This window comes from Macrococcus animalis (genome assembly GCF_047425875.1).
Classification (GTDB): Bacteria; Bacillota; Bacilli; order Staphylococcales; family Staphylococcaceae; genus Macrococcoides; species Macrococcoides animalis.
Window position 1 is genome coordinate 1,067,686 of sequence record NZ_CP179727.1, and the last position, 17,978, is coordinate 1,085,663.

Consider the following 17,978-nt stretch of genomic DNA (forward strand, 5'->3'; position numbering starts at 1 on the left):
TTTACTTTCTGCCTTCTTTTTTGTCCATCCAGAACATTGTTATTAAGGCAATTATACCAAATACTGCGAGGAATGCGAATGCCGGTTTGTTTGTGCCAAAGTTAGCTGCACATGCTGCAATTACAAGAGGTGGAAAGAATCCTCCTAAGCCACCCATCATTGATACAATACCGTTAACTATACCTGCTTGTTTCGAGTAGTATGTCGGTGCTAATTTAAAGATTAATCCGTTACCTAAACCTGCACAGGCAGAAATGATTAAGCATCCTGCTGTAAAGAAGAAGATTTCATGGTTAATTGAAAGCATTGCTGCACCGATGATTAAACCTACAAACACAACTTTTAATACATCCATTGCACGTAATTTATCCCCTAAAATACCACCGATAGGACGTAGTACAGTTGCTAAGACAATAAACGTACCTGTACGCATACCAGCATCTACTTTATCAAGACCAAAGTTATTGACTAAGAAGTTAGGTAAGAATAATCCGAATGCTACGAACGCACCGAATGTGATGAAGTACCAGAAACTCAATAAGTATAATTTATACTCAGGTAACACACCTTTAATTTGATCCATTAATGGTTGTTTGACTTTCGGCTCATCTTTATCACCGAATAAGAAATTGAGTAACGCGAATAATGCCATTACAATTAAATATGATTTAACCGTGTTACTCCAACCAATTGCATTTGCCAACGGTGGTGCTGCGAATGCGGATACTGCAGTACCGATGTTCCCCATACCATAAATACCATTGGCTAAGCCATGTTTTTCTTTAGGGAAGTATTTCGGTACACTTGTTACACCTACTGAGAAGATTGCACCACCTATCCCTAGGAATAGCCCTGCAATCATTAACATAGTAGTAGATTGCGCCATACTTAGTAAGAAAACAGGAATTAATAAGAATACAAATGCTGCTAAGAATACTTTACGCGCACCAATCAAATTAGCATAATAACCCAATGGAATACGTAATATTGACCCTAAAATGACTGGAATTGCTAAAATAATCGCTTTTTGACTTTCTGGAATTGAGAAGTCTTGTGACATAAACGGTAATAATGGAGCGATAATTGTCCATGCCATAAATCCAGCTAATAAACTGAACGTTTGCAGAGTTAACTGCACTTTACCTGAAGCTTTGTTCATACGATTCACCCTTTTTCATAAGTTTGTGATTATTTATACAAACTTATTCTAAGCTTTTTCATATAGGGTTTGAATTGGGGATTTCCCCTATGATGTAGGAAGTTTCCCTATATCGTTTATCGACAATAAAAAAAACGTAGGACGACAATATTCCTCCTACGTCAAACTCCTATATAATTTTCGTTTTAACTACTTCTAACAAAGTATCTTCATCCTTAATCTTAAACACCTTTTCTGCCATTGGGAATAGTACATTCTCTTCTTTATACATATGTACCATGCAGATTTCATAACCTTCGTTTAGATCCTGCATTATCAGTGGAATATCATCCACTTCATAATTCATCACTTTCGTCACTTCTAAAAAGTGATCAAAGTATTGCATCATTTCGTCATGTTCCGCTTCAATTGTAATTATTGGTCCCTGATCAGTCCCAATATACGAACCTAAAATAGGAAAGAAAAAGCGCGATTCTTTTTCTTGATGCTTAATTAACACTGGAATAAATGTCATGATTAGTTTACGTATATTATTTACGTGCTCAAATCGCGCTAAAGGTGCACATGTCTTAATAATTTGCATTTCACTAAACCATTCATGCATTAAGCTTCTAATGAGCATGTGTTCATTCTCTAATACACGCAGTGCCTTCATCTTTGTTTGGAATTGTTGCATGTCTCCACGTCCTAAAAGTCTAATAATTTTTTCTTTAATGCATATTCAACAAGTTCTGGCTTTGATTTTAAATGTAACTTATCCATAATTCTTGCTTTGTGTGCTTCTACCGTCTTCACCGATACAAACAGCATTTCTGCAATTTCTTTATTACCATAACCTTTTGCGATTAAAGGCAAAATTTCTAATTCTCTTTTTGATAATATTTTTAGATGATCATTCTTAGCTGAATATTCATTGTCATGATGAATCAATTCATGGACAAGTGATGTTGCCATTTTAGGATCGATATAAGTATCTCCTGCATAAACTGTTTTAACAGCTTGAACAAGTTCTTCATCTGGTGCATTTTTTAAGATATAACCATTCGCTCCATTTTTTAAGACATGGAACAAATATTCATCATCATCATACATCGTAAGGATTAATATCTTTGTTTCTGGAAACGCTTCTTTAATTTTTCCAGTCGCAATTAATCCAGATTCTCCTGGCGGCATACTTAAATCCATAATCAATACGTCTGGTTTATGAGTAGCTACAACTTGAAAAGCTTCTAATCCATCAGCAGCTGTTGCAACAACTTCCATATCTTCTTGATAGTTCAGAATCATAGAGAAACCAGTTCTGACGACTGCATGATCATCTGCAATTACTATTTTCATGATAATCCCCCTACAGTGGGATGGTTAGCGTAATAAAAGTCCCCTTACCTTTCTCACTGTTAATTTTTACTGTGCCATTTACAATCTCTGCTCGCTCTTGCATTCCAAAAAGCCCAAGCCCTGTCCCCTGTGGTGTTTGGCCAATTTCAAATCCATCTCCATTATCACTAATTTCAACAATCAGTTCGTTTAATTCTTTTTGAACTAGTACATTCACTTCGTCTACATTTGCATATTTTAAAGCATTCAGTATCGCCTCCTGTGTAATACGATACACTGCCGTTTCAATTTCACTTGAAAATCGCTCAGAAGAAATGTTGTTATCAAAATGAACTTCAAGACCGTAATTCTTCTCTAATTGTTTAAAGTGTGATCGAAATGCTGCGACGAGCCCAAGATCATCGAGGGAAGAAGGTCTAAGTTCTAGTGATAAATTACGTATATCATTCATCAAACGAGACATTGATCCTTCAATCAGTTGCACATGTTTATCTAATTCTTCGTCATTTTTGTACTTAATTAAGCGTAAATCTACAACTACATTTAATAATTCTTGAACGACACTATCATGTAATTCACGAGAAATTCTTTTTCTTTCATTCTCTTGAGCATTAATGATTTTTTGTGTGATTGTTTTTTGGTGAAGTATTTCTTGCGTTCGGAGTTGTGGTGATACATTTTGTAACGTTAATACTTTGACATTTGGTATATCTTTTAACACAACAAATGAAGCTGAATATGCAACTGGTTCACCCATTTCATTTTTCAGGAATAACTGAAATGATTGATTGCTTCTATCTTCTTGCATAAAACAATTCATACACGTCATTAATGCATGTTCATTTGTATATCCCATACATGTCGAACAGAAGCTCTCAAGTAGTGCATCTAAATTCTCCTTGTAATTCAAGACTCTTTTCGCTGCATCATTCATTGTGAGAATTGAATTATCCGAATTAATGAAAATGATTAATTCTTCAGTATCATTATAATAATATTTAATCAACTCTTCTAATAAATTGGGATTAAATTTATTTATACTATGTGACACTATTAATCACATCCTTACGGTAAAACGCACCAAATCCTTTATCTAGTTCAATATTCACTTCTTCATAAATCGCAAGACTGAATGGCTTTTTCTCTCTATTACCAATCAATAGTACCGCTGCAACTTTATTATATTTCCAAAGTGGGAGTGCCATAAAATTCGTCAATCTTTCAAATCGAACGATTGGAAAATCAAATATATGCGTTGCAATACTACTTGTAGATACATCTAATTCAATCCAAGAACGGCCAGATTTGAGCACAAATCCGGCGATTCCTTTTCCTTTTTGTAATTCTATTTTTTTATAACGTTCATTCATTGCACCTGAAACAAATGTCCAATGAATATCCGTTTGTGAGATCAAATCAGAAGGCATTGCAAGACCTACAAAATCAACATTTAGTTTATCTCTTAATCGATTCACTTCACCCTGATAATTATGTTTCATTATAGTATCCATGCTTATCCCTCCTGACAATTATTTATGTTTACGATAAATGATATGGCTACGGCCAACATAATTCACTGGCACACTCCAAACGTGCACTAAACGTGTGAACGGCCATAATGCTGTAATTAAGAAACCAGCGATAACGTGCAATTTAAATGCTAATGGTACATCTAACATAAATTCAGCTTGTGGTCTTAAAATTAATAACCCTCTAAACCATTCTGAAATAGTTGCACGATAGTCAAAGTCTGGTGTTGTTGCATTTGTAACGATTGTTGAATAACAACCTAAAAAAACGATGACAAGTAATAATAAGTTAACTAAAATGTCTGAAGCTGAGCTTAAATGTCTTACACTTTGGTTTGTAATACGGCGTGCTGTAAGTAATAACATACCGATTAATGTAACTATACCAAAGATACTTCCAATATAAACAGCACCGATATGATAAAGATGATCGTTAATACCGATTGCTCTTAACCAATCTGCAGGAATACCAAGTCCAACTACATGCCCCATAATAACAGGAATAATCCCTAAATGGAATAGAATACTCCCCCACATCAATTGTTTCTTTTCAACAAACTCACTCGATTTCGCTGTCCACGAGAATTGATCGTATTTAAATCTAAAAATATGACCGATAATAAATATTGCGATACATGCATAAGGGAATATAACCCAAAGTAATTGGTTAAGCATGTGACGACACCTCTTTTTCATCTGCTAATAAACATGCTTTACATGTTTCACGAATAGCAAGAATTAAATTGTAATATGGACTTTGAATTTGTTCTAATGCATTAAGTAAATTATATGTCCCATCTTCAATTACCATTAATACAAGTTGCATGCTTTCTTCAGCTCTGTCGTCTCCTCGCCACTCTGCCGCATAAATAAATTCACACATAAGCGGTAGAAAATCCGATAATTCTGAAGATGGCATTTCTAAACCAAACATTTCATATAATACTTTTAATCTTGCTAACATTTGTCCACGTTCTTTTTTATCTTCGAACTTCACAAAAGTCATATAAAGTGTTGTTTTTTTCTCAAAATCAAATGTTGAGGTATACACTTCCTGAATTTCTGAAAGGCTTATCTCATGCATGTCTGTCCAGTATTGATTAACCGCTTCATACGCAGGATGATCTTCATCAAATACACCTTCAAATGCTTTCGGGTGAAAATTTAGTTTCTCTGGATATACAAGTTGGTGGCTAAAAAATCCGAATGACTTTTTATACTCGTATAATTTTATTAAATCAATCACGCCAAATCCCTCCATAGAAGTTATCTTCATAAACTTCTTTTCCTGTTTTGCCTGCTGGTACTGGACCACAACCATCACAATCTACTCCAAAATTGTCACTTGTATAGCCCTCGCCACCTTGAGCGCTATAAGTATTCACGTAGCCTTCTTTATGTGATGTTGGTACTACGAAACGATCTTCATGTTTCGCAATAGCAAGTAAACGATACATAGCTTTCACTTGTTGTGCTGTCAAACCAACACGGGCAAGTCTTGTTTCATCGAAGTCTTTACCGCTTGAGATTGCTCTCATATAACTACGCATCATAGCCATTTTTTGTAAAGCCTGTTTCACTGTTTCAGCATCTCCTGCTGTTAGCATGTTTGCTAAGTACTGAATTGGTAGACGCATTTCTTCGATTGCAGGGAAAATCATATCTGGGTTCTTAATTGAATCTTTCCCTTCGAAGTAGTTCATGATTGGGCTAAGTGGTGGACAATACCAAACCATTGGTAATGTGCGATATTCCGGGTGTAAAGGAAATGCTAATTTATACTCAATCGCTAATTTATATACTGGTGAATTTTGTGCTGCTTCAATCCATTCTAAGCTAATACCATCTCGTTCCGCTTGTGCAATAATTTCCGGATCATGGGGATCTAAGAATAGATCTAACTGGGATTGATATAAATCCTTTTCATCAGCTACAGATGCTGCTTCTAACACTTTATCTGCATCATATAATAACACACCTAAGTAACGCATTCGTCCAGTACAAGTTTCAGAACATACTGTTGGTAATCCTGCTTCAACACGTGGGAAACAGAACGTACATTTTTCAGCTTTGTTTGTTTTCCAGTTGAAGTAAACCTTTTTGTAAGGACAACCCGTCATACAATAACGCCATCCACGACATGCATCTTGGTCAACGAGTACGATACCATCTTCATCACGTTTGTACATTGCGCCACTTGGACAACTTGCGACACAACTTGGGTTCAAACAGTGTTCACAAAGTCTTGGTAAGTACATCATAAAAGTTTGTTCGAAATTAAATTTGATTTCTTCTTCAATTTTTTCGATGTTCGGGTCAGTTGGTCCTGTAATATGTGCTCCAGCCAAGTCATCTTCCCAGTTTGGACCCCATTCTAAGTCCATTTTCTTACCTGTTACTAAAGATTCGGCACGTGCAACTGGAGAATGTTTTTTCTCTTTCGCATTTGTTAAGTCTGCATAGTTGTATGTCCATGGCTCATAGTAGTCTTTCATTTCGGGCATATCAGGATTGTAGAAGATTTTTCCTAAAGCTATTTTAGAAAGTTTAGATCCCGATTTGAGTTCTAATTTGCCTTTTCGGCTTAATTGCCAACCACCTTTGTATTGCTCTTGATCCTCCCAACGCTTCGGATAACCAATACCCGGTTTCGTTTCTACGTTGTTAAACCACATATATTCAGCACCTGGACGGTTTGTCCAAGTTGTCTTACATGTAACACTACATGTATGACAACCGATACATTTATCTAAATTCATTACCATTGCAACTTGAGCTTTAATCTTCAAGCCAATCTACCTCCTTCATCTTACGAACAGCAACGTAAACGTCACGTTGGTTACCGATTGGTCCGTAGTAGTTAAATCCATAACTGATTTGAGCGTAACCCCCAACAAGTTGTGTTGGTTTTAAATGAATACGCGTTGGTGCATTATGTGAACCACCACGTGTGTCTGTAATTTCAGAACCTGGTGTTTGAATATGTTTGTCTTGTGCATGGTACATAAACATCGTGCCACGTGGCATACGGTGAGAAACAACCGCACGCGCCGTAACCAAACCATTTCTGTTGTATACTTCTAACCAATCATTGTCGTAAATTTCATGTTGTGCTGCATCTTCATTGTTAATCCAAACTGTTGGACCTCCGCGGAATAACGTTAACATGTGAAGGTTATCTTGATATGTCGAGTGAATATTCCACTTACCGTGTGGCGTTAAATATCGTAATACTAAACTGTCTACGCCACCTTTAATTTGTTTATCCTTAGTGCCAAATACCATTGGTGGTAGTGTTGGCTTATAAACTGGTAATGCTTCACCAAGTTGTTGAAATACTTCATGATCAATATAGTAACTTTGACGGCCTGTTAAAGTTCTGAAAGGTACTAAGCGTTCGATATTTGTTGTAAATGGTGAATAACGACGCCCCAATTTATTTGACCCTGGGAACACAGCTGTTGGAATAACTTCACGAGGTTGTGCAGTAATATTTGCAAACGTAATTTTTTCTGCTGCTCGTTCTGATGAAATATCTTTTAATTCAACACCTGTTTGTTCTTCTAAATCCGCATAAGATTTTTGAGAAACTTGACCGTTTGTTGCAGATGATACATTTAAAATAACGTCTGCGACACGTTTTGCTGTATCAATTCTTGGTTTACCATTTTTCACTGTTTCATCTTCGTAAGTACCTACCATTGAACGTAACTCGTCGTATTGTTCTTTAACGCTAAACGCAACGCCGTGGGCACCAACTTTACCGTTCTCAAGTAACGGGCCGACTGAGACGTATTTGTCATAAACATCAGTGAAAGTTCTATCCACAACTGCAAATCCTGGCATTGTCTTACCTGGAATAGGTTCGACTTCACCTTTTGTCCAGTCTTTAACAATTCCCATTGGTGTAGAAATTTCTTGTTGTGAATCATGTGCAAGTGGTGCTGTTACTACATCTTTAAATGTACCTGGTAAGTGACGTTCTGACATTTCAGAAAATGTCTTCGCAATTGATTTGTAAATATCCCAGTCACTTCTTGATTCCCAAAGTGGATCAACCGCAGGATTAAATGGATGTACGAATGGATGCATGTCTGTTGAAGATAAGTCATGTTTTTCGTACCAAGTTGCTGCCGGTAGAACAACATCTGCGTATAAAGGCGTTGTTGTCATACGGAAATCAAGTGCTACAAGTAAATCCAATTTACCTTCAGTATCTTCTCTCCAAGTAATTTCTTCTGGTTTTTCACGTTCATTTGGTTCAGCAAGTAAGCCATGTTTCGTACCTAATAAATGCTTCATGAAGTACTCTTGCCCTTTTGCGGAACTTGAAATTAAGTTAGAACGCCAAACAAATAATGTTTTCGGATGGTTTTGTTTCGCATCAGGATCTTCTACTGCAAATTTTGTTTCACGTGATTTCACAGATTCAACAGCACGTTTTAATATTTCTTCATTCGTAAAGTTTCCTGCGTCGCGTGCATCTTCACCAAATAATAAACTGTTCTTATCAAACTGTGGATAAGATGGTAACCATCCTAAACGTGCAGCTAATACATTGTAATCAGCTGGATGTTTGTATTTCACGTTATCTGCTAATGGTGAAGTCAGCGTATCGACACCTGCTTCTTCATATTTCCATTGGTCTGTCGCGAAATAGAACCAACTCGTAGCATTTTGTAAACGTGGTGGCGCTGACCAATCTTTTGCGAATGCAATTGTCGACCAACCTTCAATTGGACGACATTTTTCTTGTCCAACATAGTGTGCCCAGCCTCCGCCATTAACACCTTGCGTAGCACAAAGAGTTACTAAGTTTAATACTGAACGATAAATTGTATCTGAGTTGAACCAGTGGTTAATACCTGCACCCATAATAATCATTGAGCGACCGCCAGTATCAATTGCATTTTGTGCAAACTCACGCGCGATTTGTACGATAACTGATGGTTTCACACCGGCTACTTTTAATTGCCATGCTGGCGTGTAGATTGAAGATTCATCATCATAACCTTTTGCTTCTAAATCAGTATTGAAACGGTTAACACCGTATTGAGATAACATTAAATCATAAATCGTAGCAACATATTTCGTTTCACCATTTGCTAATGTAACTTTCTTCGCTGCAATTGGACGTTTGAAAGTACCATTACCTGCGTTATCGAAGAAAGGGAAAGCAATTTCAATCACTTCATGACCATTATCTTTAATAGACATTGAAGGATCAATCTTTGTACCATCAGCCGTTTCTAATTTGATATTCCATTTCACATCTTTTTCCCAACGTTGCCCCATTGTTCCATTAGGTACAACGATTTGTTTAGTAATATCATCGAATACAACGGGTTTCCACTCACTATGTTCACTTGTGTCGCCTAAATCACTTGAACGTAAGAAACGTCCTGCTTTTAAAGTATCTTCATGTTCGTCTAACATGATTAAGAAAGGCATATCTGTATATTGTTTTGCATAGTTGATAAACATTGGTTCTTGTCTTTGTTCATAGAATTCATCTAGAATCACGTGCGTCATTGCTTGAGCAAGTGCAGCATCAGTTCCTGGATTTGGTGCCAACCAGTTATCAGCGAATTTCACATTTTCTGCATAGTCTGGCGCCACAGAAACAACTTTTGTCCCTTTGTAACGTACTTCTGTCATAAAGTGAGCATCAGGCGTACGAGTCAATGGTACGTTAGAACCCCACATGATAATGTATCCTGCATTATACCAGTCACTTGATTCTGGAACATCTGTTTGTTCACCCCAAATTTGAGGTGACGCTGGTGGTAAATCTGCATACCAATCATAGAATGATAACATTTCTCCACCAAGTAATGAGATGAAACGCGCACCTGCAGCATAACTAATCATACTCATTGCAGGGATTGGCGTGAATCCAGCGATACGGTCTGGACCGTACTTCTTAATTGTATAGATCAATTGAGAGGCTATCAATTGAGTTACTTCTCTCCAAGTCACACGCACATGACCACCCATACCACGTGCTTGTTTGTAGCTGCGTGCTTTCTCAGGATCTTCAACGATAGATTGCCATGCACGGACTGGATCTCCATATTCTTCTAAAGCTGCTTGCCATAATCGCCATAACACACCACGAACATATGGGAATTTAATACGTAAAGGTGAATATTCGTACCATGAGAATGATGCTCCACGTGGACATCCACGTGGTTCAAATTCAGGCATATCAGGTCCACATGATGGATAATCGATTTGTTGATTCTCCCATGTGATAATCCCGTTTTTAACGAATACTTTCCAAGAACATGAACCCGTACAGTTAACACCATGCGTCGTACGTACGACCTTATCATGACTCCAACGTTGACGGTATACCTTTTCCCATTCACGACTCTTCTCTTCTAACACTGACCAATTACCGTTAAATCTTTCAGTAGGTTTAAAAAAACGTAACCCAGTACCAATTGCCATTCATAACACTCCTTTTGTTACAGATTTGCCCTCTTACCATAGATTATGAAACTATTCACAATAGATTGGTATTGGGGATTTCCCTAAGCATGTAGGGGAATCCCTAGAATGATTGAATTAGATTTTGATTAGTAACATTGTGAACATTCAATTAAAGTTAAATAGACATAATAATCACTTAAACATTCTATTTTTGGAACACTGTTATATAATATAGATAGGAGTTGATTTTATGACACATGATGTATATCAAGAGAAGCAAATCATTAAATACATAGATGGTAAACTCATTCAAATAGAAGACACAATTGCAAACGAATTTCCCCTCACGCTATATGTGAATAAAGAAGAATTCGCAACAATTGTCTGTACACCAAAGTATTTACGAGAACTTGCATTGGGATTTTTAGCTTCCGAAGGGGTTATTAGAAAGCATAGAGATATTAAAAACTTCCATTTAGATGACTCAAAGGGACTGTGTCATATTGAACTCACAAATGAAGTGGACACAACTCAAGCACAATTTACGAAACGTATGATCAGTTCTTGTTGCGGTAAGAGTCGTCAGTTCTATTTCATTAATGATATGAAAGCAGCTAAAGTAGCAACAACGGTACGTACCATTTCACCGAATGAGATTTTTCATTTAATGCATACGATGCAAAGCCAAAGCACCGACTTTAAAGTGACTGGCGGCTTACACAATGCAGCTATTAGTGACGGCAAAGACTTTTATTTACATCGCAATGATATTGGAAGACATAACGCACTAGATAAACTTTACGGACACTGTATATTAAATAATATTCCAATTAAAGATAAAGTGTTAATCTTCTCCGGCCGAATTTCTTCAGAGATCTTAATCAAGGCTTCAAAGATTGGTGTTGGAATCATAATAAGTAAATCTGCTCCCACGGATTTAGCAATTGGTCTTGCAAAAGATTTAAATATTACTGCTGTTGGCTTCGTTCGCAACGACACATTTAATGTCTATAGCCATCCTGAGAGAATTGTCACCGAATAAATAAAATCCTAAACCTCTAAATAGAAGTTTAGGATTTTATTTTAATTGTATTGTCCCAGCTAGTTTTAACTGTCTACCGTAAGTCACTTTATATTCAATGACATCGTTCGCCTGGAATAAATCTAAGAAAAGTAACTCATTAACGAGTACATCATTTTTGAAAGTCGCTTGATTAGATAATACTTCCGGTATATTAAGCATCGTAATAACTTTATGCATTACTAAGTTACCTGGAACAACACTACTTTTACTTATATTTTTCTTACCTAATATCGTACTCCAATAATTGCTCAGTTCATCCTCAGTGATTTGAAACTGCATAGGACACCTCTTCTAAATATGTTGAAATCACAGTTGCTTTTAATACACCTTCTAAGAAATAACTCATTTCATATGTATATTGGTCGAAATGTTTGATTGTACGCTCATCAATTAATTTAATTTCTACACAATATTCTTTATTCGTAACCACTTCGTTACGCGCAATTAATTGTTTCGCATGGTGACTATCTTTTCTCTTCACATTATGCACTGATGCATACCATGCTTTTATTAATAGTACATCGGGAACACGCTCATCTAAACCGTTCACTGACACCACATCTTTACTCGAAAAACTTATCACTAAAGTTTCCAATATATTTCCCACTCTTTCATATATTTTATAGGAAAAACGTAAGCGTGATACTCTTCATTTAATTTTATCACGAAGTACATAATATTTCCTTTTATATACAAGAAAAAAAGTTTACGCATACTAGTTGCTGCGTAAACTTTTTTGAATAGTAGGTACATTACGTAATTTCACTGCTAATATCGCAGCAATAAATGCTTTAATACAATCTCCTGGAATAAATACTAATACCGATTTTAAAGCTGTTATAATATCTTGTTTCAAGTTAAATGCCATAAATGTTCCACCAATTAAGTTACATAAAAATGCTCCAATTAAAGCATTAACAACAAAAACTTGCCATACTTTTGGTGAATTCATGCGTTCAACAATAAATCCGATTAAAAAAGCTAAAAGTGTAAATGATAAAATATATCCCCCAGTAGGGCCGAAGAATAATGCAAACCCTCCACGACCACCTGATAATACCGGTAAACCGATTGCGACCAATATTGTAAAAATCAAAACAGATAACCCACCTAAACGGCTACCAAGCAAGCAACCCGCTAAAATATATCCTAAATTTTGAAATGTGAATGGCACTGGAATACCCGGAATGCTTATCGGTGGTAATAAACCTAATACAGCGATTAGCGCGGTAAACATACCTACAATAACTAAATCTTTCGTTTTCATATAAACCCTCATTTCTCAAAGAATAATCCAATTATAGCAATAATGTTAACCTAAATAAATAATGAGTTTACATTATTGCTAAATAAAAGATGAGACAGACGTCTCATCTAATTATCTATTTATTTAAAGTATTATTCTTCTAATTTTAACAATGCTTCTTTTAATACTTTACGTTGATGTTCTAAAGAGATTGGATCGTTGAACCAGAAGTCTTCTGCATCATATTGTACTATTTTATTATTTTTTACTGCGTCCATGTTTTTCCATACTTTAGATTCTGTCACTGTATTTGAAATTTTACCAGTATCACTAGAAACAAGTACAATATCACCTGCGTAATCTCCTAAGCTTTCAGCTGATACCTTTTTCCAACCTGTTGGCTTAACATCTTTCTTAATTTTATCTTGCATATCTAAACCGAATGCTTGATAAATGATTTCTGAACCACGCCCCCAGTTATCGCCATACACGTAAATTTCTTTTTGGAAGAATTGGAAGATAGAAAACTTCTTATCTGTACCTAAATGCTTTTTAATTTCTTCTCCATCTTTTTTCGTTGTAGAATTCCACTCATCAACAAATGATTTTGCTTCTTTTTCTTTACCAACAATTTTACCTAACAATTCGTGTACATCTAAATAACCGTGCTTTGTATATGTAAATGGTATTGTTGGTGCAATCTTAGCATATTTCGCATTATCTTTATCTGTATCAAAAGATAAAATTAAATCTGGTTTTAGTTTGATAATCTTTTCAATTTCACCTGGGTTTAATTTTTCAACACCGTCTAATTTTGGTTTTAATATATCAGATTGAAATGCATATTGATCTGCACCGACTGGCTTAACACCTAGATCTAATAAATTGCCGACATAACTAGCTCCCATAATAACAATACGTTTAGGTTGTTTTGGAATCTTAATTGTCTTACCATTATCTAACTTGAAATCTACCATTTCTGACTTACCGCTTGTTTCTTTTGTTTCTTTTGTTTCTTTCTTATCACTTGAACCACCACATGCTGCAAGAACCATAATACATGCAATGAATAATGCAAATAACTTTTTCATTTCCATCCTCCTAATTGAGACTGATTATCAATACTATTTAATTATAATCGCTTTCATTAAAATATCAAATACTAATTCTATATATTTATATAACAATTTTACACAAAAAGAATAGACTTGAAATAATCAAGTCTATTCTTTCAACAACATCATCCATCACTAATGGCCATAACACAGTTGTTTACTTCAAATAATAATACTCATACGCCCTGCATTCTCATAACGTTTTTCTAACGTGCGACGACGAACTTTGATTAATTGTTGCCTCATTGCAAATATTGCGGGTACTTTAATAAAGCCAAACTTTGCCCACAGCGGATCAATTACATAATAATACTCATTGTCCATACCAACAAGTAGAATCACATGCATATTAGTCACAAATTCTAACATTCGACCCTCAACTTTAAATTCCTTTAATAAAGGTTCAATATGCATCGAGGTAGCATACAGTACCACCGAATGATTATTCATAATGGCTTGTTCTAGCTCTGCCATCGATTGACCTGTACTGTCTATCGCTTTATAGTAATCACTTAAATAATCAACCATGACATTTGGAAATACAGTTTGATGTTTATCGTTTTTAATAATACGTTTCGGTCCTACATAACCTTTAAATGGGTTAGTTTTATGCTTCGGAATTTCGTTTAAGATTTTTCTAGAAGATAATTTTACCCCTTTATAACGTAGACCCATTGAAACAGACACAGCTTCACAGCCCAATAAATAAAAATGTGGAAACCACTGTGTCTTTGGTTTAATATTGAGTACTAATTTATTCATCGTCATCGCCACCTGTATATTCTTACTGTAATTAAATAGGAAATGACAGGAATAATCAAATATGTTGTTCAGTAAAAGATAGATATTTCTTAATTATTCCACTGCTTTCGATTGACACGAATATATGAAATCTATCATACCCTAATCCTAAGATTCAATTTTTCCAAAGTTTATTTCGTTCTCATCAAACATTCTATATAGTGCTATAATAACGATAAATACTAAGGTACACCCAAAAGACAAGGAGGATAACAATGCAAGAAATATTAAGTAGTGATAGTTTTCTATCACCTATTATAATTTCATTGAAAGTTGCAACGATTGCAACACTCCTAAGCCTTGTAATAGGAATTGTCCTCCATTACTTAATTGGACAGAAATCATTTCCAGGGAAATCAATAATAGAATCTATCATAATGCTGCCAATGGTATTACCACCAACGGTTGTTGGCTTCATACTGCTCATTACCCTCGGAAAAAATAGCCCCGTCGGAAAACTCATAGAGCAAATATTTAATCAACCGATAATATTTACAATATATGCAGCGATAACAGCATCAACACTTGTGGCTCTTCCACTCATGTATCAATCACTTAAAATCGGAATAGAACAAGTCCCTCATTCAATTATTAATGCAGCGATAGTAGATGGTGCAAAAAAGAGACAAATCTTTACGAACATCATATTACCTTTGACAAAACCTGCATTACTCACTGGGATTCTCTTATCATTTGCACGTGCTATAGGAGAATTCGGTGCGACGCTTATCTTTGCAGGTAATATTCCCGGTATAACTGAAACGATGCCCACAGCGATTTATATCGCAATTGAAAATAATGAAATGACACTTGCTTGGGGGTGGGTTGCAATTATGATAACACTCTCATTTATGATGATGATGGCAACACAATTATTAAGAAAATAACGCTTTTTAGCAAAATAGTTGTTGATACTCTTACATAATAAATTTAAGCATTCAAATAAAGAGACTAATATTTTAGTCTCTTTATTTATTATATACCTAAATAAATTAGTTAACTCTATTTTCACATGTTCCTGTTTCAACAACTTCTTTCGCTGAATTTAAACCACCTTCAACTAAATTCATGACTGCCGTTTCAGTATAGAATGCGATATGTTGTGAAACCTGAACATCGTCACGAAAAATAAGTTCTAACAATACTTCATCCTCTATCTCTTTACCTCTATAGTCTTTAGGAAAGTAAGGTGATTCATTTTCATACGTATCAAGTGCAGCTGCAGCGACTTTTCCAGAGTCTAAAGCCTCTAATAATGCCTTCGTATCTAAAATACCACCACGCGCTGTGTTCACAATATAAACGCCATCTTTCATCTTTGCAAATAATTCTGCATTAAACATATGTTGATTGTCCTTTGTTAGTGGCATATGAATTGAAATCAGATCCGCATCTTTTATCGCTTCTTCTAACGTATCAGTGTAGGTTAAGAATGATTTTGCTGCTTCATTTGGATATATGTCATATCCTATAACCTCAGCACCGAATCCTTTTAAAATTTGACCAGTTATACTACCTATACGACCAGTACCAATAATTGCAACTGTCATTGATCGCATTTCTTTACTAATGATTGATTTGTTCCAAGTAAAATCATGTTCCCTAACTTTACGTTGAATTTTTTCTGTATTACGAATAATATTCATTGCAGAAGTAACTGCATATTCAGCAATCGCATTTGGAGAGTAACTCGGCACATTTGAAATAATTAATCCATGTTCTGCTGCTTTGTCTAAATCGAACATATCAAAACCTGCTGAACGTTGTGCAAGTTGTTTAATTCCTTTTCGTGCCACAATTTCGTATAATGCATCATCTAACTTTGCTGTTTGGCTTGTTGTTACTGCATCATAATCGTCCAATAAATTAACAGTTTCCATCGTAAGTGGACCTTCATTAAATGTAACTTCTACATTTTCTCGTCGTGCCCAATCTAACGCTGCTTGCTTCTCATCTTCACGCGTACCAAACATTAATATCTTCATAAAATACTTCCTTTCCTATTCACCGGATTGAAATTTAAATACTTCTGGTGTATACACTTTAAATTTCAGACAAAGTGTATTTACAATTAGTCCCGTAATGACTGGAATTACGATATAAGCTAATGCTAGTATACCTAGATTCGCTACTATATTTCCATCCATAAACTTTAATGCATTAATTGGACCTACTAAACCTGAATATCCAAATCCTGCTGAAGCTGGTGTACCCTTAATATTGAAAATTGCACCTGCCAAACCACTTGTAGCGGCTGTTACAGCTATTGGTAAAATAATGATTGGATATTTAATTAAATTTGGCATCATCATTTTCATCGCACCCATAAGTATTGCTAAAGTGATACCAGATTTATTAACTTTGATTGAACCAATTGCCAACATTGTTGCTGCCGCAGCTACTCCTAAGTTCGCTGCACCAGAAGCCATACCCGATATACCAATGGCCATAGCAATTGCTACTGTTGAAATAGGTGAAACAATTAATATGCTAAATACGATTGCAATTAAGACACACATTAAAATAGGTTGTAAGTTTGTAAAGCTATTTACGAGTTGACCTAACGAACTTGTAATTAATTTCACATAAGGTAAAGTTAAAATACCAATTAACCCTGCTAAGCCACCTGCTATGATAGGTAAGAGAATAATATTTAAAGAACCTAATTTATCTTTAATCCATAAAATAATTAAGACTGAAATAGAAGCTGTTAACATTGTATTGATTAAATCCCCGATACCGACTAACATCCAAGCTTTATCTTGGAACACTGCTGCGCCTGAACCCACGAATGCTGCTGTACCTACGATAACTGTTTGTAATGGATTTAACTTAAATTGCATGGCAATTAAAACACCTACAATAACCGGTACAGTAAACTGGATACCAACAACGACATTTAATAATGTGCCGAAAAATGAATGAAATTGCATTAAATACTTAAATAATTCACCTAAAATTGCGTTCGGAATTAATCCTACAACAATCCCTAAAGCTACACCATTTAAAACTTTGAATAAAAACGATTTTGCTGTGAGCCTCTCTTGAACCTCTGTCATGTAAATGACCTCCCTATTTCTTTGTGTGATTTTTAACTTAGTTTTATTATTCAATAATTATTAAGAACTATTACGCCACTAATATAACATCTTGTGAATAAATTCACAATATCTTTTATAATATTTTTCCCCATATTAAAAATAGTTCGTAATGATAATAATCAAACTACCTATGTATACTCTCACTTGATAAAATATGCATTACTCTGTAG

The 17,978-nt window shown here is 35.3% G+C and carries 18 protein-coding genes; 2 read left to right on the plus strand and 16 right to left on the minus strand.

Annotated features, from left to right (window positions below; genetic code table 11):
• Window position 1 precedes the first annotated feature (1 nt).
• The 9 genes from ACMGE9_RS05620 to ACMGE9_RS05660 form a co-directional block, all read right to left on the minus strand.
• Entirely contained in the window at window positions 2-1,159 is a 1,158-nt protein-coding gene (locus ACMGE9_RS05620; protein ID WP_414044256.1) for a nitrate/nitrite transporter, read from the minus strand.
• A gap of 169 nt (window positions 1,160-1,328) precedes the next feature.
• Window positions 1,329-1,835, minus strand: coding sequence for a hemerythrin domain-containing protein (locus ACMGE9_RS05625; RefSeq protein WP_414044257.1), 507 nt, complete (start codon window positions 1,833-1,835; stop codon window positions 1,329-1,331).
• 11 nt (window positions 1,836-1,846) lie between these two features.
• Window positions 1,847-2,497 (minus strand): nitrate respiration regulation response regulator NreC, encoded by a 651-nt coding sequence (nreC, locus tag ACMGE9_RS05630; protein WP_414044258.1) that lies wholly within the window; start codon window positions 2,495-2,497, stop codon window positions 1,847-1,849.
• A gap of 10 nt (window positions 2,498-2,507) precedes the next feature.
• Entirely contained in the window at window positions 2,508-3,548 is a 1,041-nt protein-coding gene (locus ACMGE9_RS05635; RefSeq protein WP_414044259.1) for a sensor histidine kinase, read from the minus strand.
• Window positions 3,538-4,008: a GAF domain-containing protein gene (locus ACMGE9_RS05640; protein WP_414044260.1), complete on the minus strand. Its 471-nt coding sequence runs from the start codon at window positions 4,006-4,008 to the stop codon at window positions 3,538-3,540. Before ACMGE9_RS05640 ends, ACMGE9_RS05635 begins: the two co-directional genes overlap by 11 nt.
• An 18-nt stretch (window positions 4,009-4,026) precedes the next feature.
• Complete coding sequence (narI, locus tag ACMGE9_RS05645) at window positions 4,027-4,701, minus strand: respiratory nitrate reductase subunit gamma (RefSeq protein WP_414044261.1); 675 nt, start codon at window positions 4,699-4,701, stop codon at window positions 4,027-4,029.
• Window positions 4,694-5,272 (minus strand): nitrate reductase molybdenum cofactor assembly chaperone, encoded by a 579-nt coding sequence (gene narJ, locus ACMGE9_RS05650; protein ID WP_414044262.1) that lies wholly within the window; start codon window positions 5,270-5,272, stop codon window positions 4,694-4,696. The genes narI and narJ overlap by 8 nt, the downstream gene beginning before the upstream one ends.
• The gene (gene narH / locus ACMGE9_RS05655; protein ID WP_414044263.1) at window positions 5,265-6,815 is read right to left on the minus strand and encodes a nitrate reductase subunit beta; all 1,551 of its coding nucleotides are present in this window, start codon (window positions 6,813-6,815) and stop codon (window positions 5,265-5,267) included. The genes narJ and narH overlap by 8 nt, the downstream gene beginning before the upstream one ends.
• Window positions 6,805-10,479 (minus strand): nitrate reductase subunit alpha, encoded by a 3,675-nt coding sequence (locus ACMGE9_RS05660; RefSeq protein ID WP_414044264.1) that lies wholly within the window; start codon window positions 10,477-10,479, stop codon window positions 6,805-6,807. The genes narH and ACMGE9_RS05660 overlap by 11 nt, the downstream gene beginning before the upstream one ends.
• A 232-nt stretch (window positions 10,480-10,711) precedes the next feature.
• On the opposite strand from ACMGE9_RS05660, the gene fdhD reads away from it, so the two are divergent.
• Window positions 10,712-11,503 carry a formate dehydrogenase accessory sulfurtransferase FdhD gene (fdhD, locus tag ACMGE9_RS05665; protein ID WP_414044265.1) on the plus strand — a complete coding sequence of 264 codons (792 nt, stop codon included), beginning with the start codon at window positions 10,712-10,714 and terminating at the stop codon, window positions 11,501-11,503.
• A gap of 36 nt (window positions 11,504-11,539) precedes the next feature.
• Here fdhD and ACMGE9_RS05670 read toward each other — a convergent pair whose 3' ends face one another.
• From ACMGE9_RS05670 to ACMGE9_RS05690, 5 genes are all read right to left on the minus strand, one after another.
• The gene (locus tag ACMGE9_RS05670) at window positions 11,540-11,824 is read right to left on the minus strand and encodes a hypothetical protein (protein WP_414044266.1); all 285 of its coding nucleotides are present in this window, start codon (window positions 11,822-11,824) and stop codon (window positions 11,540-11,542) included.
• A complete protein-coding gene (locus tag ACMGE9_RS05675; protein WP_414044267.1) occupies window positions 11,805-12,140 on the minus strand; it encodes a hypothetical protein in 336 nt (111 codons plus the stop codon). Before ACMGE9_RS05675 ends, ACMGE9_RS05670 begins: the two co-directional genes overlap by 20 nt.
• Before the next feature lie 120 nt (window positions 12,141-12,260).
• Window positions 12,261-12,812, minus strand: coding sequence for a biotin transporter BioY (locus ACMGE9_RS05680; RefSeq protein WP_414044268.1), 552 nt, complete (start codon window positions 12,810-12,812; stop codon window positions 12,261-12,263).
• A 131-nt stretch (window positions 12,813-12,943) separates the two neighbouring features.
• Window positions 12,944-13,882, minus strand: coding sequence for an ABC transporter substrate-binding protein (locus tag ACMGE9_RS05685; protein ID WP_414044269.1), 939 nt, complete (start codon window positions 13,880-13,882; stop codon window positions 12,944-12,946).
• Window positions 13,883-14,068: 186 nt separating this feature from the next.
• Entirely contained in the window at window positions 14,069-14,668 is a 600-nt protein-coding gene (locus ACMGE9_RS05690) for a C39 family peptidase (RefSeq protein ID WP_414044270.1), read from the minus strand.
• A 254-nt stretch (window positions 14,669-14,922) separates the two neighbouring features.
• Here ACMGE9_RS05690 and modB point away from each other — a divergent pair, with 254 nt between their 5' ends.
• A complete protein-coding gene (gene modB, locus ACMGE9_RS05695) occupies window positions 14,923-15,594 on the plus strand; it encodes a molybdate ABC transporter permease subunit (RefSeq protein WP_414044271.1) in 672 nt (223 codons plus the stop codon).
• Window positions 15,595-15,699: 105 nt separating this feature from the next.
• On the opposite strand, the gene ACMGE9_RS05700 is transcribed toward modB, so the two are convergent.
• Complete coding sequence (locus ACMGE9_RS05700; RefSeq protein ID WP_414044272.1) at window positions 15,700-16,692, minus strand: D-2-hydroxyacid dehydrogenase; 993 nt, start codon at window positions 16,690-16,692, stop codon at window positions 15,700-15,702.
• Between the two features lie 15 nt (window positions 16,693-16,707).
• Entirely contained in the window at window positions 16,708-17,766 is a 1,059-nt protein-coding gene (locus tag ACMGE9_RS05705; RefSeq protein ID WP_414044273.1) for a PTS transporter subunit IIC, read from the minus strand.
• Between the last annotated feature and the right edge of the window lie 212 nt (window positions 17,767-17,978).